The 23,705-nt window shown below is 56.3% G+C and carries 17 protein-coding genes; 10 read left to right on the forward strand and 7 right to left on the reverse strand.

What is annotated here, in order from left to right; genetic code table 11:
• Positions 1 to 13: 13 nt before the first annotated feature.
• The 3 genes from glgC to glgP are packed head-to-tail and all read left to right on the forward strand — an operon-like array spanning position 14 to position 5,208.
• A complete protein-coding gene (gene glgC, locus QMG44_RS19415; RefSeq protein ID WP_020884559.1) occupies positions 14 to 1,309 on the forward strand; it encodes a glucose-1-phosphate adenylyltransferase in 1,296 nt (431 codons plus the stop codon).
• Positions 1,309 to 2,742 (forward strand): glycogen synthase GlgA, encoded by a 1,434-nt coding sequence (glgA, locus tag QMG44_RS19420; RefSeq protein WP_014171982.1) that lies wholly within the window; start codon positions 1,309 to 1,311, stop codon positions 2,740 to 2,742. The genes glgC and glgA overlap by 1 nt, the downstream gene beginning before the upstream one ends.
• Before the next feature lie 18 nt (positions 2,743 to 2,760).
• A complete protein-coding gene (gene glgP, locus QMG44_RS19425; protein ID WP_014171981.1) occupies positions 2,761 to 5,208 on the forward strand; it encodes a glycogen phosphorylase in 2,448 nt (815 codons plus the stop codon).
• A gap of 87 nt (positions 5,209 to 5,295) precedes the next feature.
• On the opposite strand, the gene glpD is transcribed toward glgP, so the two are convergent.
• On the reverse strand, positions 5,296 to 6,804 hold the full coding sequence (gene glpD / locus QMG44_RS19430) for a glycerol-3-phosphate dehydrogenase (RefSeq protein ID WP_025202849.1): 1,509 nt from the start codon (positions 6,802 to 6,804) through the stop codon (positions 5,296 to 5,298).
• A 252-nt stretch (positions 6,805 to 7,056) separates the two neighbouring features.
• On the opposite strand from glpD, the gene glpE reads away from it, so the two are divergent.
• Genes glpE through QMG44_RS19445 form a run of 3 tightly spaced genes read left to right on the forward strand, consistent with a single transcriptional unit; the run spans position 7,057 to position 9,042 of the window.
• Positions 7,057 to 7,389, forward strand: coding sequence for a thiosulfate sulfurtransferase GlpE (glpE, locus tag QMG44_RS19435; protein WP_020884562.1), 333 nt, complete (start codon positions 7,057 to 7,059; stop codon positions 7,387 to 7,389).
• A gap of 47 nt (positions 7,390 to 7,436) precedes the next feature.
• A complete protein-coding gene (gene glpG / locus QMG44_RS19440; protein WP_032679123.1) occupies positions 7,437 to 8,267 on the forward strand; it encodes a rhomboid family intramembrane serine protease GlpG in 831 nt (276 codons plus the stop codon).
• Between the two features lie 16 nt (positions 8,268 to 8,283).
• Positions 8,284 to 9,042, forward strand: coding sequence for a DeoR/GlpR family transcriptional regulator (locus QMG44_RS19445; RefSeq protein ID WP_008503060.1), 759 nt, complete (start codon positions 8,284 to 8,286; stop codon positions 9,040 to 9,042).
• An 84-nt stretch (positions 9,043 to 9,126) separates the two neighbouring features.
• On the opposite strand, the gene malT is transcribed toward QMG44_RS19445, so the two are convergent.
• Positions 9,127 to 11,832: an HTH-type transcriptional regulator MalT gene (gene malT, locus QMG44_RS19450; protein WP_020884564.1), complete on the reverse strand. Its 2,706-nt coding sequence runs from the start codon at positions 11,830 to 11,832 to the stop codon at positions 9,127 to 9,129.
• A gap of 585 nt (positions 11,833 to 12,417) precedes the next feature.
• Here malT and malP point away from each other — a divergent pair.
• Together malP and malQ are read left to right on the forward strand one after the other, a co-directional pair.
• A complete protein-coding gene (malP, locus tag QMG44_RS19455) occupies positions 12,418 to 14,811 on the forward strand; it encodes a maltodextrin phosphorylase (RefSeq protein ID WP_025202851.1) in 2,394 nt (797 codons plus the stop codon).
• Positions 14,812 to 14,820: 9 nt separating this feature from the next.
• Positions 14,821 to 16,902: a 4-alpha-glucanotransferase gene (gene malQ / locus QMG44_RS19460; RefSeq protein WP_086532970.1), complete on the forward strand. Its 2,082-nt coding sequence runs from the start codon at positions 14,821 to 14,823 to the stop codon at positions 16,900 to 16,902.
• Between the two features lie 52 nt (positions 16,903 to 16,954).
• Here malQ and gntT read toward each other — a convergent pair whose 3' ends face one another.
• From gntT to gntX, 3 genes are all read right to left on the reverse strand, one after another.
• Entirely contained in the window at positions 16,955 to 18,271 is a 1,317-nt protein-coding gene (gntT, locus tag QMG44_RS19465; RefSeq protein ID WP_014171973.1) for a gluconate transporter, read from the reverse strand.
• A gap of 307 nt (positions 18,272 to 18,578) precedes the next feature.
• Entirely contained in the window at positions 18,579 to 19,154 is a 576-nt protein-coding gene (gene nfuA / locus QMG44_RS19470; protein WP_003861601.1) for a Fe-S biogenesis protein NfuA, read from the reverse strand.
• 61 nt (positions 19,155 to 19,215) lie between these two features.
• Positions 19,216 to 19,899, reverse strand: coding sequence for a DNA utilization protein GntX (gene gntX, locus QMG44_RS19475; protein ID WP_086532969.1), 684 nt, complete (start codon positions 19,897 to 19,899; stop codon positions 19,216 to 19,218).
• A gap of 36 nt (positions 19,900 to 19,935) precedes the next feature.
• Here gntX and bioH point away from each other — a divergent pair, with 36 nt between their 5' ends.
• Together bioH and QMG44_RS19485 are read left to right on the forward strand one after the other, a co-directional pair.
• A complete protein-coding gene (gene bioH / locus QMG44_RS19480; RefSeq protein WP_044867735.1) occupies positions 19,936 to 20,709 on the forward strand; it encodes a pimeloyl-ACP methyl ester esterase BioH in 774 nt (257 codons plus the stop codon).
• Between the two features lie 111 nt (positions 20,710 to 20,820).
• Positions 20,821 to 21,090: a YdgH/BhsA/McbA-like domain containing protein gene (locus tag QMG44_RS19485; RefSeq protein ID WP_020884569.1), complete on the forward strand. Its 270-nt coding sequence runs from the start codon at positions 20,821 to 20,823 to the stop codon at positions 21,088 to 21,090.
• Between the two features lie 30 nt (positions 21,091 to 21,120).
• On the opposite strand, the gene feoC is transcribed toward QMG44_RS19485, so the two are convergent.
• Positions 21,121 to 21,360: a [Fe-S]-dependent transcriptional repressor FeoC gene (gene feoC / locus QMG44_RS19490; RefSeq protein WP_014171968.1), complete on the reverse strand. Its 240-nt coding sequence runs from the start codon at positions 21,358 to 21,360 to the stop codon at positions 21,121 to 21,123.
• 10 nt (positions 21,361 to 21,370) lie between these two features.
• Positions 21,371 to 23,689, reverse strand: a complete 2,319-nt coding sequence (gene feoB / locus QMG44_RS19495; RefSeq protein ID WP_014171967.1) for a Fe(2+) transporter permease subunit FeoB — start codon at positions 23,687 to 23,689, stop codon at positions 21,371 to 21,373.
• Positions 23,690 to 23,705: the final 16 nt, after the last annotated feature.

Below are 23,705 nucleotides of genomic sequence, written 5' to 3' on the forward strand. Positions count from 1 at the left end.
AAAGGAGTTAGTCATGGTTAGATTAGAGAAGAACGATCCCTTAATGTTGGCACGCCAGCTACCATTAAAAACTGTTGCCCTGATACTCGCAGGCGGGCGTGGTACTCGTCTGAAAGATTTGACCATCAAACGCGCCAAACCTGCCGTCCACTTTGGTGGTAAGTTCCGTATTATCGACTTTGCGCTCTCCAACTGCCTGAACTCAGGCATTCGCCGCATTGGCGTCATTACGCAGTATCAGTCACATACTCTGGTGCAGCACATCCAGCGCGGCTGGTCATTCTTCAGTGAAGAGATGAATGAGTTTGTCGATCTTCTGCCTGCCCAGCAGCGCGTTCACGGTGAGAACTGGTATCGCGGGACGGCGGATGCGGTGACGCAAAACCTCGACATTATTCGCCGTTATAACGCGGAATACATTGTGATCCTCGCGGGCGATCATATCTACAAGCAAGACTACTCCCACATGCTGATCGACCACGTCGAAAAAGGGGCGCGTTGCACCGTGGCATGCCTGCCCGTGCCTGTTGCTGAGGCGACGGCATTTGGGGTGATGCACGTCGACGCCGACGACAAGATTATCGATTTTGTCGAAAAACCGGCGAACCCACCGACAATGCCAGGGGACGATACCAAATCGCTCGCCAGCATGGGGATCTATGTCTTTGATGCCGATTATCTTTACGCGCTGCTGGAAGAAGACGACAAAGACGAAAACTCCAGCCACGACTTCGGCAAAGACATCATTCCGAAAATTACCAAAGCTGGCATGGCGTATGCACATCCCTTCCCGTTGTCCTGCGTGCAGTCTGATCCGAATGCTGAACCTTACTGGCGCGACGTCGGAACGCTGGAGGCCTACTGGAAGGCAAACCTCGATCTCGCGTCGGTGACGCCTGAACTGGATATGTACGACCAGAACTGGCCAATCCGTACCCACATGGAATCGCTGCCGCCGGCGAAATTCGTTCAGGACCGCTCCGGCAGTCACGGCATGACGCTGAACTCGCTGGTGTCCGGCGGATGCATTATCTCGGGGTCGGTGGTGGTGCAGTCGGTGCTGTTCCCCCGCGTGCGCGTGAACTCATTCTGTAATATTGATTCGGCGGTGCTGCTGCCGGATGTCTGGGTCGGACGCTCATGCCGTCTGCGCCGTTGCGTTATCGACCGTGCCTGCGTCATACCTGAAGGCATGGTGATTGGTGAAAATGCGGAAGAAGACGCGCGTCGTTTCTACCGTTCGGAAGAGGGGATCGTGTTAGTAACACGGGAAATGTTGCGGAAGCTGCAGGTCAAACAGGAGCGATAATGCAGGTTTTACATGTATGTTCTGAGATGTTCCCGTTGTTAAAAACGGGCGGTCTGGCGGATGTTCTTGGCGCATTGCCTGCGGCGCAAATCGCCGGGGGTGTAGATACCCGAGTTCTGTTGCCCGCTTTTCCGGATATCCGGCGTGGTATTCCAGATGCAAAGGTGGTCACTCGTCGTGAAACCTTCGCCGGACGCATCACCCTGCTGTTTGGACATTACAATGGCGTAGGCATTTACCTGATTGATGCGCCGCATTTATACGATCGACCGGGTAGCCCGTATCACGATACGAACCTGTTCGCCTATACCGACAACGTGCTGCGTTTCGCACTGCTCGGCTGGGTCGGTGCTGAAATGGCAACCGGGCTGGATCCGTTCTGGCGCCCGAATGTGGTACACGCTCACGACTGGCACGCCGGGCTTGCACCGGCGTATCTGGCGGCGCGCGGCCACCCGGCGAAATCGGTCTTTACCGTTCACAACCTGGCGTATCAGGGCATGTACTATGCCCATCACATGAATGACATCGATCTGCCATGGTCGTTCTATAACATGCACGGGCTGGAGTTTAACGGGCAGATTTCGTTCCTGAAAGCCGGCATCTACTACGCCGATCACATTACGGCCGTGAGCCCGACCTACGCCCGGGAAATTACCCAGCCGGAGTTTGGTAACGGTCTGGAAGGGTTGCTGCGACAGCGCCATCGTGAGGGCCGCCTGTCGGGGATCCTCAACGGTGTTGATGAGCAGATCTGGAATCCGGAGACCGATCTTCTGCTGGCGGCACGCTATGGCCGCGATTCCGTGGAAGACAAAGCGGAAAACAAACGCCAGCTGCAGATTGCGATGGGGCTGAAGGTGAACGATAAAGTGCCGCTGTTCGCCGTCGTCAGCCGTCTGACCAGCCAGAAAGGGCTGGATTTAGTGCTGGAGGCGCTGCCGGGCTTACTGGAGCAGGGGGGACAACTGGCGCTGCTCGGTGCCGGCGACCCGGTGCTGCAGGAAGGTTTCCTTGCGGCAGCGGCGGAACACCCCGGGCAGGTAGGGGTGCAGATTGGCTATCACGAAGCGTTTTCGCACCGGATTATGGGCGGTGCTGACGTCATTCTGGTGCCGAGTCGTTTCGAACCGTGTGGCCTGACGCAGCTCTATGGCCTGAAATACGGCACGCTGCCGCTGGTACGTCGTACTGGCGGGCTGGCGGATACCGTATCGGACAGTTCTCTGGAAAACCTTGCGGACGGTATCGCCAGCGGGTTTGTCTTTGAGGACAGTAATGCCTGGTCGCTGCTGCGGGCGATTCGGCGTGCTTTCGTCTTGTGGTCCCGTCCATCTCTGTGGCGTTACGTTCAGCGTCAGGCGATGTCTCTGGACTTTGGCTGGCACGTTGCGGCGCAGTCATACCGCGACCTTTATCAACGCTTGATGTAACGAGGCGAAGTTACTGATATGAATGCTCCTTTTAGCTATTCTTCACCCACGCTCAGCGTTGAGGCGTTAAAGCACTCTATCGCCTATAAGCTGATGTTCACCATCGGGAAAGACCCGGTCATCGCCAACAAACACGAGTGGCTGAACGCCACGCTGTTTGCCGTGCGTGACCGCTTAGTGGAACGCTGGCTGCGCTCTAACCGCGCCCAGCTCTCGCAGGAAACGCGGCAGGTTTATTACCTGTCGATGGAATTTTTGATTGGCCGCACGCTGTCCAATGCGCTGTTGTCGCTCGGTATCTATGACGACGTCAAAACCGCACTGGAAGAGATGGGGTTAGATTTAGAAGAGCTGATTGACGAAGAGAATGACCCGGGCCTCGGTAACGGCGGCCTGGGGCGTCTGGCCGCCTGTTTCCTGGACTCGCTGGCGACGCTGGCCCTGCCGGGCCGCGGCTACGGGATTCGCTACGACTACGGCATGTTCAAGCAGAACATTGTGGAAGGCCGACAGAAAGAGTCTCCGGACTACTGGCTTGAGTACGGCAACCCGTGGGAATTCAAACGACACAACACGCGCTACAAAGTGCGCTTTGGTGGCCGTATTCAGCAGGAGGGAAAAAAATCCCGCTGGGTTGAGACGGAAGAGATCCTGGCCGTGGCCTATGACCAGATTATCCCCGGCTACGACACCGATGCCACCAATACCCTGCGCCTGTGGAGCGCCCAGGCCAGTAGCGAAATCAACCTCGGTAAATTCAACCAGGGCGACTATTTTGCGGCGGTGGAAGATAAAAACCACTCTGAAAACGTCTCCCGCGTACTTTATCCGGATGACTCGACCTATTCCGGACGCGAACTGCGTCTGCGTCAGGAGTATTTCCTTGTGTCCGCGACGATTCAGGACATCCTGAGCCGTCATTATCAGCTGCACAAAACCTACAGTAACCTGGCGGAAAAAACCGCCATTCACCTCAACGACACCCACCCGGTGCTTTCGATCCCCGAGCTTATGCGTCTGCTGATCGACGAGCACAAATTCAGCTGGGATGATGCGTTTGAAGTGACCTGCCAGGTCTTCTCGTACACCAACCACACCCTGATGAGCGAAGCGCTGGAAACCTGGCCGGTCGACATGCTCGGTAAAATTTTGCCACGCCATCTGCAGATTATCTTTGAGATTAACGACTACTTCCTGAAGACGCTGCAGGAGCAGTATCCGAACGATACTGGCCTGCTGAGCCGGGCTTCAATCATTGATGAATCCAACGGTCGCCGCGTGCGTATGGCCTGGCTGGCGGTGGTGATCAGTCACAAGGTGAACGGGGTTTCCGGACTGCACTCGAACCTGATGGTGCAGTCGCTGTTTGCTGATTTCGCGAAGATCTTCCCGACGCGTTTTTGCAACGTGACGAACGGTGTTACCCCGCGTCGCTGGCTGGCGCTGGCTAACCAGCCGCTCTCCGACGTCCTGGACGAACATATTGGCCGCACCTGGCGTACCGATTTGAGTCAGCTGGGCGAGCTTGAACAGCACCTGGATTTCCCGGCGGTGAACAAAGCCGTGCGTGAAGCCAAGCTTCTGAACAAGAAGCGGCTGTCGGTGTATCTTGCGCTGCACCTGAACGTGGTGGCCAACCCGAAAGCGTTGTTTGATGTGCAAATCAAGCGTATCCATGAGTACAAGCGACAGCTTATGAACGTGCTGCACGTCATCACGCACTACAATCGCATCAAAGCCGACCCAACGGCCGACTGGGTGCCACGGGTGAAAATCTTTGCCGGTAAGGCGGCGTCGGCATACTACATGGCGAAGCACATTATTCATCTCATCAATGATGTGGCGAAGGTGGTCAACAACGATCCGGATATCGGTGACAAGCTGAAGGTGGTCTTTGTCCCGAACTACAGTGTGAGTCTGGCGCAGCTGATCATTCCGGCGGCGGACCTGTCTGAGCAGATTTCCACGGCCGGTACGGAAGCCTCTGGCACCAGTAATATGAAGTTTGCCCTGAATGGCGCACTGACCATCGGTACGCTGGATGGCGCGAACGTTGAGATGCTGGAACATGTCGGGGCAGAAAATATCTTTATCTTCGGTAACACGACGGAGGAGGTGGAGGCGCTTCGCAGGAAGGGCTACTCGCCGCGCGAGTACTACGAAGAAGATGAAGAGCTGCGCCAGGTGTTGACGCAAATCGCCACCGGCGTGTTTAACCCTGAAGAGCCGAGCCGCTATCGCGATCTGGTCGATTCACTGATTAACTTTGGTGACCACTATCAGGTGCTGGCGGATTACCGCAGCTATGTCGACTGTCAGGACAACGTGGACGAGTTGTACCGTCAGCAGGAGAAGTGGACCAGCGCCGCGATGCATAACATCGCCAATATGGGGTATTTCTCATCAGACCGTACTATCAAAGAATATGCTGAAACTATCTGGCATATCGATCCCGTGCGGTTATAAAAAAACAGAGCCGGGTGGCGGCTTCGCCTGACCCGGCTTATGCGATCTGCTGGCCCGGGAAGCGTAACGCCACCGGGCTTTTTTACATCACGATGCTAATGACAGCTCACGCTTTCCCGCGTTCTGCGCCAGCCACTGCGCCACGCGCGACTGCTGCTCGGCATCCAGCCACATCCCTTCTTTGGTACGACGCCAGATGGCATCATCCAGGCGGCGCACCCACTCGTTCTCAACCAGATAGCGCAGTTCGGCTTCGTAGAGTTCGTGACCGAAATGTTCACCCAGGTCGGCAAGCGTTTTGGCTTCACCCAGGATCCATTCCGTATTACTGCCGTAGGTACGGGCGTAGTGACGCGCCATCCCTTCGGTGATGAACGGGTAGCGACGGCGCAGTTTCGCGGCATAATCATCGCGGTTATCCCCGATATCGCCGCCAGGCAATACGGCACCTTTAGTCCAGGCCGGGCCAATGCCTTTGTAGTACGGCACCAGTTTTTCCAGCGCGTGTTCGGCAAGCTTACGATAGGTAGTGAGCTTGCCGCCAAAGACCGACAGCAGCGGTGCCTGGCCGTCCACGTCATGAATATCCAGCGTATAGTCGCGAGTGATGGCCTGCGGTGAGTCCGATTCGTCATCACACAGCGGACGCACGCCGGAGTAGGTCCAGACCACGTCATCGCGTGCCAGCTGTTTTTTGAAGTGCGCGTTATACACTTTCAGCAGGTAGCTGACTTCACTTTCGTCGATCTCGACATTTTTCGGATCGCCTTTGTACTCCACGTCGGTGGTGCCGATGATGGAGAACTCATCCATCCACGGGATCACAAACACGATACGTTTATCTTCGTTTTGCAGGATATAGGCCTGCTTCTGGGTATGCACGCGTGGCACGACAATGTGGCTGCCTTTGATCAGGCGGATGCCGTACGGCGAAGGCAGGTGCATTCCCTCATCAAAGAACTGTTTCACCCACGGACCGGTGGCGTTTACCAGGCCGCGCGCTTTCCAGCTGAACTTCTCGCCGGTATCCACGTCTTCCGCTTCAACAATCCACAGGCCGTTTTCACGACGGGCAGCCGTGGCGCGGGTGCGGGTTTTCACCTCGCCGCCTTTTTTCACCACCATCTGCGCATTGGCAAGGACCAGACGCGCATCGTCTACCCAGCAGTCGGAATATTCGAATCCGCGCACGATTTCAGGTTTAAGGACCGATTCTGAGCCAAAACGCAAACCGGTCGATCCTGGCAGGCTGGTACGTTTGCCCAGATGATCGTACATAAACAGACCGATTCGAATCATCCACGCCGGACGCAGATGCGGGCGGTGGGGCAGGCGAAAGCGCATCGGAATCGCCAGATGCGGGGCCATTTTCAGCAGCACTTCACGTTCGGCCAGGGCTTCGCTGACCAGGCGGAATTCGTAGTGTTCCAGGTAGCGCAGGCCACCGTGGATCAGTTTGGAGCTGGCGGACGAGGTCGCGCAGGCGAGATCGTTAGCTTCCAGCATCAGCACGGATAAACCGCGTCCTGCAGCATCGGCCGCAATCCCGGCACCGTTGATGCCACCGCCTATCACAATCAGATCTTTGGTTTCCATAACACCCTCACGCACTTTCGTTAAAGCTCAGAAATGTTCGATATCGCTCATAATAGCAAAGGAACGCGCTTTTGGTAACATCAAAAAAACAATTTAGAGTGATATGGATAACATAATGGCGTTTACCCGCCGCCAGGACGTACACTACGGGGTAAAATAGTGCCGCTTGATGCCCTCGCCCAACCTTCTCACTTCAGGAGAGAGTGGGGGTGAGAGGAAGCGCACCACACCTGAATATAAGATGAGAGCACCATGGATCAGTTTGAATGTATTAACGTAGAAGAAGCCCATCAGAAAATGCACCAGGGAACGGCTGTGCTGGTGGACATCCGCGATCCACAGAGCTTTGCGATGGGCCACACGCCAGGCGCGTTCCACCTGACCAACGACTCCCTGGGCGCGTTTATGCGCGATAACGACTTCGACACGCCGGTGATGGTCATGTGCTACCACGGCAACAGCAGTAAAGGTGCAGCGCAGTACCTGCTTCAGCAGGGCTACGATGCGGTTTACAGCGTCGATGGCGGCTTCGATGCCTGGCATCGTCATTTCCCGGCAGAAGTTGAATACGCGTTTGAGCGCTGATACCGCTATACTGTCCCCTTTTGTGTGGAAATAAGCGACGGCTGCCCATGTTGATGATCACCTCTTTTACCAACCCGCGCGTCGCCCAGGCGTTTGTCGACTATATGGCGACGCAGGGCGTTATTCTGACCATCCAGCAACATCATCAGACCGATGTGTGGCTGGCCGACGAGAGCCAGGCCGCGAGGGTAAATGAGGAGCTGGCGCGATTCCTTGAGAACCCCGGCGACCCGCGCTATCTGGCCGCAAGCTGGCAATCAGGCCAGACGGGCAGCGGGCTGCACTATCGTCGTTTTCCCTTCTTTGCCACCGTGCGCGAACGCGCGGGTCCGTTTACGCTGCTGCTGATGGCCGCCTGCATTATCGTGTTCATTATGATGAACGTGGTCGGCGACCAGAGCGTCATGATCGCCCTGGCATGGCCCTATGATCCTTCACTGGACGTTGACGTCTGGCGCTATTTTACCCATGCGCTGATGCACTTCTCGGTGATGCATATTCTCTTTAACCTGCTGTGGTGGTGGTACCTTGGCGGTGCCGTCGAGAAGCGTCTGGGCAGCGGGAAGCTGATTGTGATCACCGTCATCAGTGCCCTGTTGAGTGGCTATGTGCAGCACAAATTCAGCGGCCCGTGGTTTGGCGGATTATCAGGTGTTGTGTATGCCCTGATGGGCTATGTCTGGCTCAGAGGTGAGCGCGATCCTGAAAGTGGCATCTATCTGCAACGCGGGTTAATAACCTTTGCATTAATATGGCTAATTGCCGGATGGTTTGATCTGTTTGGTATGTCTATCGCCAATGGTGCACACGTCACCGGGCTGGCCGTTGGGCTGGCGATGGCGTTTGCCGACACGCTCCATGCGCGAAAACGAACATAATTCTCAGGGATAATTGATGAAACAAACACAACGTCATGACGCCATTATCGAACTGGTTAAAAAACAGGGATATGTCAGTACCGAAGAGCTGGTCGAGCAGTTTGCCGTCAGCCCGCAGACCATTCGTCGTGACCTGAACGACCTTGCCGATCAAAACCGTATTCTGCGCCACCACGGCGGGGCGGCGCTGCCGTCCAGCTCGGTCAACACCTCATGGCATGACCGTAAAGCCACGCAAACGGCGGAAAAAGAGCGCATTGCGCGGAAAGTCGCCAGCCAGATCCCTAACGGGGCGACGCTGTTTATTGATATCGGCACCACGCCGGAAGCGGTCGCCCATGCGCTGCTGGATCATGAAAACCTGCGCGTTGTGACCAATAACCTGAATGTCGCGAATACCCTGATGCAGAAAGACGATTTCCGCATCATCCTTGCGGGCGGCGAGTTGCGCAGCCGCGACGGCGGCATCATCGGTGAAGCGACGCTCGACTTTATCTCTCAGTTCCGTCTCGATTTCGGCATTCTCGGGATCAGCGGTATCGACAGCGATGGCTCCCTGCTGGAGTTTGATTATCATGAAGTCCGCACCAAGCGCGCGATTATTGAGAATTCACGCCACGTTATGCTCGTGGTGGACCACTCCAAGTTTGGCCGTAACGCGATGGTGAATATGGGCAGCATCAGCATGGTTGATGCGGTTTATACCGACGTGATGCCGCCGGCAGGCGTGATGCAGGTGATTAAGGATAATAATCTGCAGCTGGAACTGTGCTGACGTAAAAGCAAAACGGCAACCGAAGGTTGCCGTTTTTAGTTTCTGCAAAACAGGCCCGGGTGAGGGCACCCACGCGCACCGGAATTACACGCCGTACCCCATCATCTTCAGCAGCTGCTGTGCATGCTGCACCGCATCCTGACGATGGGCGACGCCAAGCTTCTGATAGAGATTACGGATATGGGTTTTGATGGTCGTCGCCGCCACCGCCAGTTCACCGGCGATCTGCTCGTTGCTGTAGCCTGAGTAGATCAGCCCCAGCACCTGCCATTCGCGCTGAGTGAGCGGGCTGGTGCGGATCAGTTCCGGTACTTCCGGATGGTTCAGCAGACGTTCAACGAAGTTCTCATCAAAGTGCGCAAACTTATGGCGATGGTGCTGGTTAATCTCGCGCAGAATACGCTGGGCACGATGCTGATCCAGCTCTGGCAGCGTATTGAGTTGAATCAACTGTCGCAGCTGCTGGGCCATCACTTCACCTTCAATGACAAAGTGGCTGATAAACCCGGTGCGGTTCGCCAGCTGCAGCGCTTCCAGCAGGACGCGCTGGGCATCGTTTTTGCGGCCCGCCTGCCAGTAAAGCTGGTTCAGCAGAAGCAGGTTGCGGTTGAGATCGCTCATCAGCCGCAGGCTGCGGGCGTTTTCATTAAGCTCTTCCAGCACGATTTCGGCAGGTTCTAATTCACCGAGCAGGATCTGGACGCGGGCAATGTTGCGCCACTGGCTCTGCAGGAAGTGGTTGTTGGCAAATTCCGGTTTAGGGGTCTGACGTAACCAGTTGGCGGCGGATTTTTTGTCGCCGGTCATCTGCCAGTAAATCACCCGCACCTTATCGGCGTTGGACACCCAGTCGCTGTGGTACTGACCGTTACCGAGCAGGTTTTCCAGACGGTTAAGGTGGTTGCGGGCGTTATCGAGATCGCCACGCGCCAGCGAGCACTGAACCAGCAGCGCCAGACACTGCAATTGCTGCTGTGGCTGGAAGCTGGAGAGAACGTCCACACCCTGACGGGCGCAGCTTTCCGCTTCATCCAGACGCGACCATGCCCAAAGGAGCTGTGCACGAATGCGCAGCAGGAACTCGTGCATCGGCAGCTGTTCCAGATGCTGCTCACGAATCAGCTGGAAGGCCTTTTCCTGATTTTCCCAGGCGGCCTGCAGGAACCCCTGCGCAAACAAAATTTCACTTTGCTGGATCAGGCTCCACAGCGCGTAATGCCAGACATCGTGGCGGCGGGCCATCTGTTCAGTTTGTTGCATGAGCGAAAGGGAGCGCGTCAGCTCGCCTTTGCAGTGCAGAACTTCACCGTGTACCGAGGTGGCAACAATACGGCTGTAGAAATTGGCCAGCGGCAGTTCATCCAGCGCAACCATCGCCAGGCGCTCTGCCTCTTCCGGGTCACCGTCGTTAATCGCCACCTGCGCCCGCAGGGCGTTGAATTCGCCGTGCAGGGTGGCATCCATATCGCTTTCCATCTCCTGCTCGGCACGTGCCAGCAGGGTATTTACTTCACTGTAGCGATGCTGGCTCTGCATCAGCCAGGCCTGCAGCAGCACCAGGCGCGGATTCTCCAGCAGGCTCTCCCACGGCAGGGCTTTCAGTGACTCTTCAAGCAACGTCAGCTCGCTGTGGTTAAACAAGCCCCATGCGTGGTTAAGGAGGATATCGCGCAGCATGCCGGCATCACCGGCGGCAAGCGCGTGGTGAATCGCCTCGCTCGGGAAACCTTGGGCCATCCAGCTTTCGGCGGCGGCGCGATGGATTTCCGGCAGTTCCGTCGCAAGCTCCCACTGACAGCGCTGGCGCAGGAAGCTGCCGAACAGTGGGTGATAGCTGAACCACTCGCCGGGATCGTCCATTCGGGTCAGGAACAGGCCCTGGCGTTCAATCTCTTCCAGCTGCAGCTGACCGTTTTCACAGCCGGTCACGCGCACGATCAGCGCGTCGTTCATGGAACGCAGCAGAGAACTTTTGAGCAGGAAATTTCGGGTCGACGGATCAACGCTGTTCAGCACTTCGTCGACGAGATAATCAGAAAGATGGCTCGCGTTAATCCCCGCCAGGCGACGCGCAGACTGGTGCGTCGGGCTGTTATTTTGCCGGGCAGAGAGGGCAATCAGCTGCAGCGCCGTCGCCCAGCCGGCGACATCATCACACAGGCGGCTGCTTTCGGAGGCCTCAATTGGCGAGTTCAGTCGACAGTCAAAGAACTGTTTGGCTTCCTGATGGGTAAAGGCCAGCTGCTGGCTGCCGACTTCCAGCAGCTGATCGCGCACGCGCAGGTTGGCGATGCCCAGTTGCGGCAGGTTACGCGACAGCACGACCAGGGTCAGGTTTTCCGGCTGATGACGCAGGAAGAAACGCATCGATTCATGGATAACCGGGTTAGTGATGAGATGATAATCATCAATCACCACGTACAGCGGGCGATGCCATTCGGCCAGTTCGATAAACAGCTGCGAGAAAAGGGAAGACAGGCTGGCGTACTGGCGCTTTTGCACCATGACCTCACTGGCGACGCAGTGTCCGTTGGTTGCCTGCTGAATGGCGGCAATCAGATAGCTGGCAAAACGCTCTTGCTGGTTATCGCCCTCATCAAGGGAGTACCAGCCAAGGTCGCTCTTACCTGCGGCCCATTGCGAAATGAGCGTTGTTTTTCCATAACCTGCAGGGCTCGTAACCAGCGCCAGTCGGAAATTATGCGCGCCGGAAAGTTTAGCCAGCAGACGCTCGCGGACCACTGTATGGTCAAGACGAACCGGGCGACTTAATTTAGACGGAATCAACATAGTTTTCACTTCACTGTGGGGAACGAGAGAATTTATTTTTTTTGCGCTTCGTAATTAATAGCTATAAGGTCGGCCAGAAAGAGAACTATTGCAAGTTATGTCTGGGTTTTGTGGCTCTGAATTTGCACTCTGTCACAAAACATTCAGGCGAGTACCGGAACTTTTCCAGAATGGCTTTAACACCGCGTCAGCGCTGGCTTGTCCCAGTGTCACACGGTTACGCTGAAACTGGTTTCAGAAAGGTATAGTGACGTCAAATTTAATAAAGTTCGGGTAAAGTTGAGTGAGATTAATAATCCCCTTAGGTAAGGCCCCATTGCAGAAATATTATTCTGCGTAAGTAATCATTTCGGCGCGGATTAATTTCATCCGAAACTGTATTTCATTTTTTTGACATTCTCCCCGGTTATCTTTTTTTCTTCCTGGCACACTCACACTATGCTCTCAGAGTGGCCTTGATCACACTTTTATGCTCATCCCCGCTACTCCTCCCTGCCTAATCCCCTGCGGGATGAGGAAGAGGCGAAATGAGCCTGGCACACTAGCGCCAACATGTGTTTTCTCTCTACAGGATGCCAATTCCCTATGTCACAGCCTACCTTTAACAAAGCTCAATTCCAGGCTGCCCTGACGCGTCAGTGGCAGCGTTTTGGCCTTCACGCTGCAAACGAGATGACGCCTCACCAGTGGTGGCAGGCAGTGAGCGGTGCGCTCGCGGAGCAGCTGGATGCTCAACCGTTGGCAAAACCGGCGAAAGACCAGCGCCACGTTAACTACATCTCAATGGAGTTCCTGATTGGCCGTCTGACAGGTAACAACCTGTTGAACCTCGGCTGGTATCAGGAGGTGGGTGATGTGCTGAAAGAGCATGACATTAACCTGACCGACCTGCTGGAAGAAGAGATTGACCCGGCGCTGGGTAACGGTGGTCTGGGACGTCTGGCGGCCTGTTTCCTTGACTCGATGGCCACCGTCGGTCAGTCGGCCATTGGCTACGGTCTGAACTACCAGTACGGCCTGTTCCGTCAGTCGTTTGCTGATGGTCATCAGATGGAAGCGCCGGATGACTGGCACCGCAATACTTACCCCTGGTTCCGCCACAATGCACAGCTTGATGTGCAGGTGGGCATTGGTGGTAAAGTCACGAAGCAGGGGCTGTGGGAGCCTGCGTTTACCCTGACCGGCGAAGCCTGGGATCTGCCGGTGCTGGGCTACCGTAACGGCGTGGCGCAACCGCTGCGTCTGTGGCAGGCAAAGCATGCTCATCCCTTCAACCTGACCAAATTCAACGACGGCGATTTCCTGCGTGCCGAGCAGCAGGGGATCGACGCCGAGAAACTGACCAAAGTCCTTTACCCGAACGACAACCATCTGGCGGGCAAGAAACTGCGTCTGATGCAGCAGTACTTCCAGTGTGCCTGTTCCATTGCGGATATTCTGCGTCGTCATCACCTGGCGGGCCGCAAGCTGGCGCAGCTGCCGGACTTCGAAGTGATCCAGCTTAACGATACGCACCCGACGATTGCGATTCCTGAACTGCTGCGCGTGCTGATTGACGAGCACCAGCTGAGCTGGGATGACGCGTGGGCGATCACCAGCCGTACGTTTGCCTACACCAACCACACCCTGATGCCTGAAGCGCTGGAGTGCTGGGATGAGAAGCTGGTGAAAGCCCTGCTGCCGCGTCATATGCAGATCATCAACAAGATTAACGACGCGTTTAAAAAGCAAGTGGATAAAACCTGGCCGGGCGACAAAGCGGTGTGGGCGAAGCTGGCTGTGGTACATGACAAACAGGTGCGCATGGCGAACATGTGCGTGGTAAGCGGTTTTGCGGTGAACGGTGTGGCGGCGCTGCACTCGGATCTGGTGGTGAAAGACCTGTTCCCGGAATACCACCAGCTGTGGCCGACCAAATTCCATAACGTGACTAACGGCATCACGCCGCGTCGCTGGATTAAGCAGTGCAACCCGCTGCTGGCTGGCCTGCTGGACAAAACCCTGAAGAAAGAGTGGGCCAACGATCTGGACCAGCTGATCAATCTGGAAAAGTATGCCGACGACGCGGCATTCCGCGAGCAGTACCGCGCCATTAAGCTCGAAAACAAAGTGCGTCTGGCGCATTTTGTCAAAGCGCGTACCGGGATTGAGATCAACCCGAACGCCATTTTCGATATTCAGATCAAACGTCTGCATGAGTACAAACGCCAGCACCTGAACCTGCTGCATATTCTGGCGCTGTATAAAGAGATCCGCGAGAACCCGCAGGCTGACCGCGTACCGCGCGTGTTCCTGTTTGGGGCGAAAGCCGCACCGGGCTACTACCTGGCGAAAAACATTATCCTCGCCATTAATAAAGTGGCCGCGGCCATCAATAACGATCCGAAAGTGGGTGACAAACTGAAGGTGGTGTTCCTGCCGGACTACTGCGTCTCTGCAGCTGAGATGCTGATCCCGGCGGCGGATATCTCCGAGCAGATCTCCACGGCAGGGAAAGAAGCTTCCGGTACCGGCAACATGAAGCTGGCGCTGAACGGTGCGCTGACCGTCGGTACGCTCGACGGCGCGAACGTCGAGATCGCCGAAAAGGTGGGGGAAGAGAACATCTTTATCTTCGGCCATACCGTCGAAGAAGTGAAAGCCCTCAAAGCCAAAGGTTACGACCCGGTGAAATGGCGTAAGAAAGACAAAGTTCTTGATGCGGTTCTGAAAGAGCTGGAAAGCGGCAAGTACAGCGATGGCGATAAACATGCCTTTGACCAGATGCTGCACAGCATGGACAAACACGGCGGTGACCCGTATCTGGTCATGGCGGACTTTACGGCCTATGTGGACGCGCAAAAACAGGTCGACGTGCTGTATCGCGACCAGGAAGCGTGGACCCGGGCGTGCATTCTGAACACCGCCCGCTGCGGGATGTTCAGTTCTGACCGCTCAATCCGTGATTATCAGGCTCGTATCTGGCAGGCAAAACGCTAAGGAAGCGCGATGGAGAGTAAACGTCTGGACAGTGCCGCGCAGGCGGCGGGGATCAGCCTCAGTTACATTAATGCTCACGGCAAACCACAGTCTATTGGCGCCGACACCAAAAGACGTTTGCTGGATGCCATGCACAAGACCGACGCGAAAGCGTCGGTTGCTCCGGTGCCGAACGTGAAGGTGTTTACCGCCGGTAAAAAGATGCCGCTAACGGTAAACGGGCGCGGCGAATTTAGCTGGCTGCTCACGACCGAAGAGGGGCAACAGCACAAAGGCCACGCCACCGGTGGCAAAGCGCTTAACCTTCCGGCAAAACTGCCGGAGGGCTATCACACGTTAACCCTCACGCAGGACGACCAGCGTTTTCATTGTCGGGTGATTGTTGCGCCAAAACGCTGCTATGAGCCGCAGGCGTTGCTCGAGGGTAAAAAGCTGTGGGGGGCCTGCGTGCAGCTCTACACGCTGCGCTCTGACAGCAACTGGGGTATCGGCGATTTTGGCGACCTGAAAAAGATGCTGGCGGATGTGGGCGAGCGCGGCGGTGCGTTTATCGGCCTCAACCCCATTCATGCGCTCTATCCGGCGAACCCGGAAAGTGCCAGTCCGTACAGCCCGTCATCCCGTCGCTGGCTGAACGTGATTTACATTGACGTGAATGCCTTAGACGATTTCAAAAGCAGCAAAGAGGCGCAGGCGTGGTGGAACCTCACGACCACTCAGCAGGCGCTGAAGCAGGCGCGCGAGACGGACTGGGTAGACTATGCCACCGTCACCGCACTGAAAATGGCCGCGTTACGTCTGGCGTGGAAAGGTTTTTCGCAGCGTGATGACGAGCAGATGTCGGCTTTCCGCCAGTTTGTGGCCCAGGAAGGCGAGAGCCTTTACTGGCAGGCGGCGTACGATGCATTGCACGCTTATCAGGTAAAAGAGGACGAAATGCGCTGGGGCTGGCCGGTATGGCCGGAAGCGTATCAATCTGTCGATACGCCCGAAGTGCAGGCGTTCTGCAAAAAATATGCTGACGAGGTGGATTTCTTCCTCTGGCTGCAGTGGCTGGCTTACAGCCAGTTTGCCGCCTGCTGGCAGGTGAGCCAGGGCTATAAAATGCCGATCGGCCTGTACCGCGATCTGGCCGTTGGCGTGGCAGAAGGCGGGGCGGAAACCTGGTGTGACCGCGAGCTTTATTGCCTGAAGGCCTCCGTGGGCGCACCGCCGGATATTCTTGGCCCGCTCGGCCAGAACTGGGGCTTGCCGCCGATGGATCCACACGTCATGGCTGCGCGGGCTTACGAGCCGTTTATCGACCTGCTGCGCGCCAACATGCAAAACTGCGGCGCGCTGCGAATTGACCACGTGATGTCCGTTCTGCGTCTGTGGTGGATCCCTTATGGTGAAACGGCTGACCACGGCGCGTATGTACAGTATCCGGTTGACGATCTGCTCTCGATCCTGGCGCTGGAGAGTAAACGTCATCAGTGCATGGTGATCGGCGAAGATCTCGGTACCGTGCCGGTTGAGATTGTCAGTAAGCTCCGCGACAGCGGTGTTTACTCCTATAAAGTGCTCTATTTTGAAAACGACCATGAGAAAACCTTCCGCGCGCCGAAAGCGTACCCTGAACAGTCAATGGCAGTCGCGACGACGCATGACCTTCCTACGCTTCGTGGCTATTGGGAAAGCGGCGATCTGACGCTCGGTAAAACGCTGGGCCTGTATCCGGATGAAGAGGTCTTACGTGGGCTGTATCAGGATCGCGAACTGGCGAAGCAAGGGTTGCTTGATGCGTTACACAAGCATGGTTGCCTGCCGAAACGCGCCGGGCATAAGGCATCACTGATGTCGATGACGCCTACGCTCAACCGCGGATTGCAGCGCTATATCGCCGACAGCAACAGTGCCCTGCTGGGTCTGCAGCCGGAAGACTGGATTGATATGGCGGAGCCGGTGAACATTCCGGGTACCAGCTATCAGTACAAGAACTGGCGTCGCAAATTGTCCATCACGCTTGAGAAGATGTTTGCCGATGACGGGGTGAACAGGCTGATTAAGGATTTGGATAAGCGCAGAAAAGCGGTGGGTAAAACGCGGTAGTCTCACAGAGAGAAGAAAGCCGGGTAAGCGCAAGCTACCCGGCTTTTTGATATCAGATAACCATGTTCAACAGCAGAACCCCGACCAGACCACATACCGAAATAATGGTTTCCAGTGCAGACCAGGACTTGATGGTTTCACCGATAGTCAGGTTGAAATATTCCTTGAACAGCCAGAAGCCCGGATCGTTCACGTGAGAGAAAATCACGCTACCGGAACCTACCGCGATAACCATCAGCTCAGGGCTCACGCCCGTCGTCGCAATCAGCGGCGCAACGATACCACCGGCGGTGATTGCTGCAACGGTTGCAGAGCCGAGCGCGATACGCAGCACCGCAGCGATAGACCACGCCATCAGCAGCGGTGATACATTGGTTTCATGCATCATGGCCGCGATGTATTTATCCACGCCGCTGTCGACCAGCACCTGCTTGAACGCACCGCCACCACCGATAATCAGCAGCATCATGGCAATGATTTTGATGGAAGAGGTCAGGGTGTCGTTAATCTGATCCATTGAACGACCACGGTTCAGGCCGAAGGTGAACATCGCAATCAGCACCGCAATCAGCGTCGCCATCACCGGGTCGCCCAGGAATTCGGCAACGGACAGGAACGGGTGGCCTTTTGGCAAGATCATTTCCGCCACGGCACGCATCGCCATCAGGATGACCGGTACCAGAGAGGTCCAGACGCTGACGCCAAAACCAGGCATCTCTTCTTCCGTGAAGGTTTTCGCGCTGTACAGACCTTCCGGGATAGGCTTATCAATCCCTTTCAGGAAGCGGGCATAAACCGGGCCGGCCAGGATCACCGTCGGGATTGCCAGAATCGTACCGAACAGCAGGGTTTTACCCATATCGGCATGGAAGATGGTGGCGATCGCGGTTGGACCCGGGTGTGGTGGCAGGAAACCGTGCGTAACGGATAGCGCGGCGGCCATCGGTACACCGACATACAGCAGTGGAATGTTCGCTGCCGCTGCGATGGTGAACACCAGTGGCAGCATCAGCACGAAGCCCACTTCATAGAACAGTGCGAAACCGACGGTAAACCCGGTTAACACGACCGCCCACTGAATATTCTTCTTACCAAATTTGGCAATCAGCGTGGTGGCAATACGCTGGGCGCCCCCACAGTCCGCCAGCATTTTGCCGAGCATAGCGCCAAAGCCCATGATCAGTGCCAGGCTACCGAGCGTGCCGCCGACACCGGCTTTAATGGAGCTGATGACTTTCACCAGCGGCATCCCTTGCATCAGACCGACTGCAAGTGCCACCAGAACCAGAGCGATAAACCCGTTCATTTTGAACCGGATCATCAAGAGCAGTAATAACACAACACCGATAGCAACGATGACTAATGGCATGATTTACCTGGCCTTTGAATTGTTATGGGTAACGTCATTGTTTCAACGACAAATTCCGATTGTCCCAACTGGGAACAGAGTGTTAACGGCACTAATACTGTTGCCTTGGAAACTATTAAGTTTAGTCGGCTGTTATGAAGGTGCTTAGTGCCCACGAGAATGATACGGGTAACATGTCGTGGTTGAGAATCACCCTGGGGGGCTAAATTTGAATTATGAGACGCAGGTCAACATATGGGGAGGCAAGGCAGGGAGGGGAAAGCAGGCCCGGTAAGCATAGCGCCACCGGGCAAAAGCAGGCGGACGCTTAGTAGTAAGAGTGCTCGCCGCGCTGGTGTTCGGTCAGATCGCGCACACCTTTCAGTTCCGGGAATTCGTTCAGCAGCTGCTTCTCGATCCCTTCTTTCAGCGTGACATCAACCATTGAACAACCGTTACAGCCGCCGCCGAACTGCAGGATCGCCAGGCCGTCTTCAGTGATTTCCATCAGGGAAACACGCCCGCCGTGGCCCGCCAGCTGCGGGTTGATCTGAGACTGCAGCAGGTACTCGACGCGCTCCATCAGTGGGGCATCGTCAGACACTTTACGCATTTTGGCGTTTGGCGCTTTCAGGGTCAGCTGAGAACCCAGCTGATCGGTGACGAAATCGATCTCCGCATCTTCAAGATACGGTGCGCTCAGCTCATCAACGTAAGCCGTGAGCTGTTCAAATTTAAGGGCAGTGTCAGTCGCTTCCACTGCGTCCGGAGGACAATAAGAGACACCACATTCTGCATTCGGAGTGCCTGGATTGATCACAAACACGCGGATCTGCGTCCCTTCTTCCTGATTTGCCAGCAGTTTGGCAAAGTGCGCTTGTGCAGAATCGGAAATACGGATCATAGCTTTGGCCTAATAGTTGACTAAATTACCTGGGTATAATCATACGCCCATTGAAGAAGGGCTACAAGGTACGGCACAGACACCATACCTGAACCGACGCGGCGCCGCTTTGCAAAAGCAGTCGGGAAAGTTCAGCAACGGTACTGCCTGTGGTGACGACATCATCCACAATCGCGATATGGAGGCCTTTGACCGGGAATTCAAGACGAAAGGCATTTTTGAGGTTCATTTTGCGAAGCCGGGCCGTGAGCTGATGCTGGATAGCCGTATTATGGACGCGTTTGAGCGCACGGGCGTCGTACCGGCAACCGAGCCATCGCGCGAGCGGGCGGCAGAGCAGGTCACTTTGGTTGTAGCCGCGTCGCCAGTGTCGGCGACGGTATAAAGGCACGTTGACCACCATGTCGATGTTCGGCAGGCCGCGGGTGCGTCGCGCCTGTAAAACGGCCAGCAGTAACAGGCGGGCGAGGGGACGCGCCAGCACACTCTGGCCGGCAAACTTCAGCGCATGAATAAGGCCGCTTAACGGCGCAACATAATCATCCACAGCCACCAGGGCACACCACGGCGGCGCTTTTTTTAGGCAGCGGCCGCAGGGAACGTCCCGGCCGGTGGCATTTAGCCCACACTGCGGACACGTCATCGCCTGCCTTTTCAGCGAGCGGGTGCAAACGGAGCAGACGCCCCATGTGCTGAGGGCAAGCGGCATCCGGCATAGCCAGCACAAGCCAGGCACTGTTAACATGTGCAACCTCCATGTGAAAAAAGAGAACAGTAACTGATGAAGACGCTGTGGTGGCAGACCGTAGGGACGGGAAATTGCCATCTTGTGCTGCTGCACGGATGGGGCCTGAATGCCGAAGTATGGAATTGCATAACCGGGGAACTCACCTCGCAATTTACCCTGCATCTGGTGGATTTACCGGGCTTTGGCCGCAGTCGCGGCTTTGGGGCAATGTCGGTTGAGGAGATGGCGCAGCAGGTGCTGGACGCTGCGCCGCAACACGCCATCTGGCTGGGCTGGAGCCTGGGTGGGCTGGTGGCGAGCCAGATTGCCTTGACCCATCCCGAGCGCGTGCGTGCGCTGGTCACGGTAGCCTCGTCACCGTGCTTCAGTGCGCAGGACGACTGGCCGGGCATAAAACCGGATGTGCTGGCCGGGTTCCAGAAACAGCTGAGCGAAGACTTCCAGCGGACCGTTGAGCGTTTCCTGGCCCTGCAGACAATGGGAACCGACACCGCGCGTCAGGATGCCAGAGCGCTGAAGCAGACCGTGCTTTCCCTGCCGATGCCGGACGTTGAGGTGCTTAACGGGGGGCTTGAGATCCTCAAAACCGTCGATTTGCGTGAGCCGCTGGCCGCGCTGGCGATGCCGCACCTGCGTATCTACGGCTACCTCGACGGGCTGGTGCCGCGTAAAGTGGTTCCAGTGCTGGATTCACTCTGGCCACAAAGTGAGTCTCTGGTGATAAACAAAGCCGCGCATGCGCCGTTTATCTCTCATCCGGCGGAGTTTTGTTCAGCGCTCGTTGCGTTAAGTCAACGTTTAGACTGATTATTTTCTATCCAGCCTGGAAAAAGTTTCACACCGCAACCATACTCCAGATGTCGTTGCGGTTGTTCTGCCTACGATAATCAAAACAACAATCCTATGGAGAGTCAGGCTATGAAACTTGTTACAGGTATCGTCACTTCTCTGGTTATTGGGTCACTTTCATTTGGCGCCTTTGCGGCACAAGAGCTGGAAAAAGATAAAGTTGCCGGGATGAATCTGACCAAAGTTGGTGAGATTTCTACGTCTGACACGACCGCGCCGATGGACGCCAAAAGAGAGCTGTCTAAGAAAGCGGATGAGCTGGGTGGGAAGTACTACGTCGTCACCAGTGCCGAAAAACAGACCAAAAACGTGCGCGCAACGGCGGACGTCTATAAGTAATACGTTAATGCCGGGCAGCGATGCCCGGCTTTATGCGCGCAGTGCCCACCACTCTCTGAGGCAGGCTTTTCCTTCCGGGCAGCTTTTACAACTGCCGGACAGGCAGCCCTCCGCCTCTTCCTGAATACGCACCGCTTTTCCCATGGCTTCCAGTCTTTCCAGCATGGCATCGATCATCGGCTGTGGCGTATGCAGGGTGAGGCTCAGCTGTTTCGCCTCCATTCGCCCTTGTAACGCCAGCAGATCACGTACCTGAATCAACGATGCCATGGCTTACCCCTTAGTGACAGTCGCCCGCCGGGCTGTTGCAACAGGTGGCAGCCGTTTTGCGGTTTGCCAGCAGGTTGATATCAACCCGGCTGCGTGCCCGGCGTAGCAGGCCGAGAACGAGCACGTTAAACAGCACAACCGCCAGGATGCACACCAGGCTATAACGCGGGTGCTGGCTAAAGTTAACGGTCTGATAAAAGAGCGTCGCCAGCGAGTACGCGATGTTGAGCCCCCACAGAATGGAGAAGCCCATCCAGCCACGGCTGGACTCGCGGGCAATCGCGCCCATGACGGAGATGCACGGAATATAGAGCAGAACAAAGATGAGGTAGCTGTAGGCCGCAGAGGCGCTGCCAAATTTCTCGCTCATCACGCCCATGGCACCCGTTGCCATTTCGCCGTCACCTTTACTGGCCTCGATAGGGTTCGCCAGCACGCTCAGGCTGAAGGTGTCTTTCAGGCTCTGCCATGTCTCTTCGACGGCGCCCAGCAGTTCGTTACCGAGATGAAACTCTGCCGGATTGAACGCTTGCTCCTGGATGTTCTCCGCGGTGTAGAGCGTATTCAGGGTCCCGACGACCACCTCTTTCGCCATCGCACCGGTGAACAGACCGACGGTCGCCTGCCAGTTATCGTCATGGACGCCGATCGGTTTGAAGACCGGGGTTATGACGCGGCTGACGGAGGCGAGGGCGGAGTCGTTGATGTTATCCGCAGCCTGTCCGCTCAGGGTGAAGCTGTTCAGCGCGCTCAGGAAAATACTCACGATAACAATCACTTTACCGGCACGCAGGACGAAGCCTTTCAGGCGCTGCCAGGTCTGGATCACCAGGCTTTTAAGATGGGGGACGTGGTAGACCGGCAGTTCCATAACGAACGGCGACGCTTCGCCGCGCATGATGGTGTGTTTCAGCATCAGCCCCGTGAGAATGGCCATGACGATACCCAGCACGTACAGCGAGAAGACCGCCAGCGCCCCCTGCTGCCCAAAGAAGGCCGCGGCAAAGACCGCGAAGATAGCCAGTCGCGCACCGCAGGACATAAACGGTGCCATCATAATGGTCATCAGACGCTCACGCGGTGCATCCAGCGTACGGGCACCCATAACCGAGGGCACGTTACAGCCGAAGCCCACGATCAGCGGCACGAAGGATTTGCCTGGCAGACCGAGCGCCTGCATCAGGCGATCCATGACGAAGGCGGCGCGCGCCATGTAACCGGAATCCTCAAGGAAGGAGAGGAACAGATACATCATGCCGATTTGCGGCACCAGAGGCAGTACGGTGTTGATACCACCGCCAATCCCCTGGGCAAGGAAGATGGTCAGCCATTCCGGGAAATGCAGGGTGTAACCCACCCACTGAATGCCATGAACAAAGATAGCAACGGAACCGGCATCGAAAATCGGCTGGAGTGCGCCACCAATGTTAATGGCGAGCAAGAACATCAGGTACATCACCAGCAAGAAGACCGGCAAACCGAGGAAGCGGTTAAGCACAACCTTATCCACGGCCGCGGTGAAGCGGCTCGGTTCCGCCGTCAGGGCGTTACTGACCACGTCGCAAATCGCGGCGATGGCCTGATAGCGAGCATCAGCGATATGCAGGGCCGGGTCATCCAGCTCGTCGCTCAGACGGGCGAGGACCACGTCCAGTTTATCTGCCGCATGACCAGCATAGGCGCGGCTGTAGATATCCCCTTCCAGCATTTGCAGGCCGAGCCACAGGCGCTGTTTTGCGGGCATGCTTTTGTCCATCTCTTGCGCCAGCAGATCCGCTTCGCGCAGGAGCGGCTGGGCGTAGTGCACCAGCTCAACGTTACGATTGCCCGCGTGACGATCGATAGCCAGTTTCAGGGCATCAATACCGCGGGCGCGCGTCGACACCAGCGGAACGACCGGGCACCCCAGCCGTGCGGAGAGGGCATCGACGTCGATACGCAGTTTCTGTTTCTCTGCAATGTCGAGCATGTTGAGCGCCACGATGCAGGGAATGCCCAGCTCCAGCAGCTGCAGCGTCAGGTAGAGGTTACGCTCAAGGTTTGAGGCATCAACCACGTTGATGAGCAGATCCGCGTCGCCGCTAAGAATATAGTGGCAGGCAATCTGCTCATCGAGCGAAGTTTGCGAGGAGATCGTGGTTAAGGAGTACGTGCCGGGTAGGTCAACCAGCGTGACCTGGTGATCTGTTGTTGAGAACAGGCCTTCTTTACGTTCAACCGTTACGCCAGCCCAGTTACCGACGCGCTGGCGCGCACCCGTGAGCTGGTTAAATAGCGTTGTCTTGCCGGAATTAGGATTGCCAATTAAGCCAATAGTTAATTTTTTCATTTTTCTGGACTCACTG

The sequence above is a fragment of the Enterobacter sp. 200527-13 genome (assembly GCF_027924865.1).
In the GTDB taxonomy this organism is placed as follows: Bacteria; Pseudomonadota; Gammaproteobacteria; order Enterobacterales; family Enterobacteriaceae; genus Enterobacter; species Enterobacter ludwigii.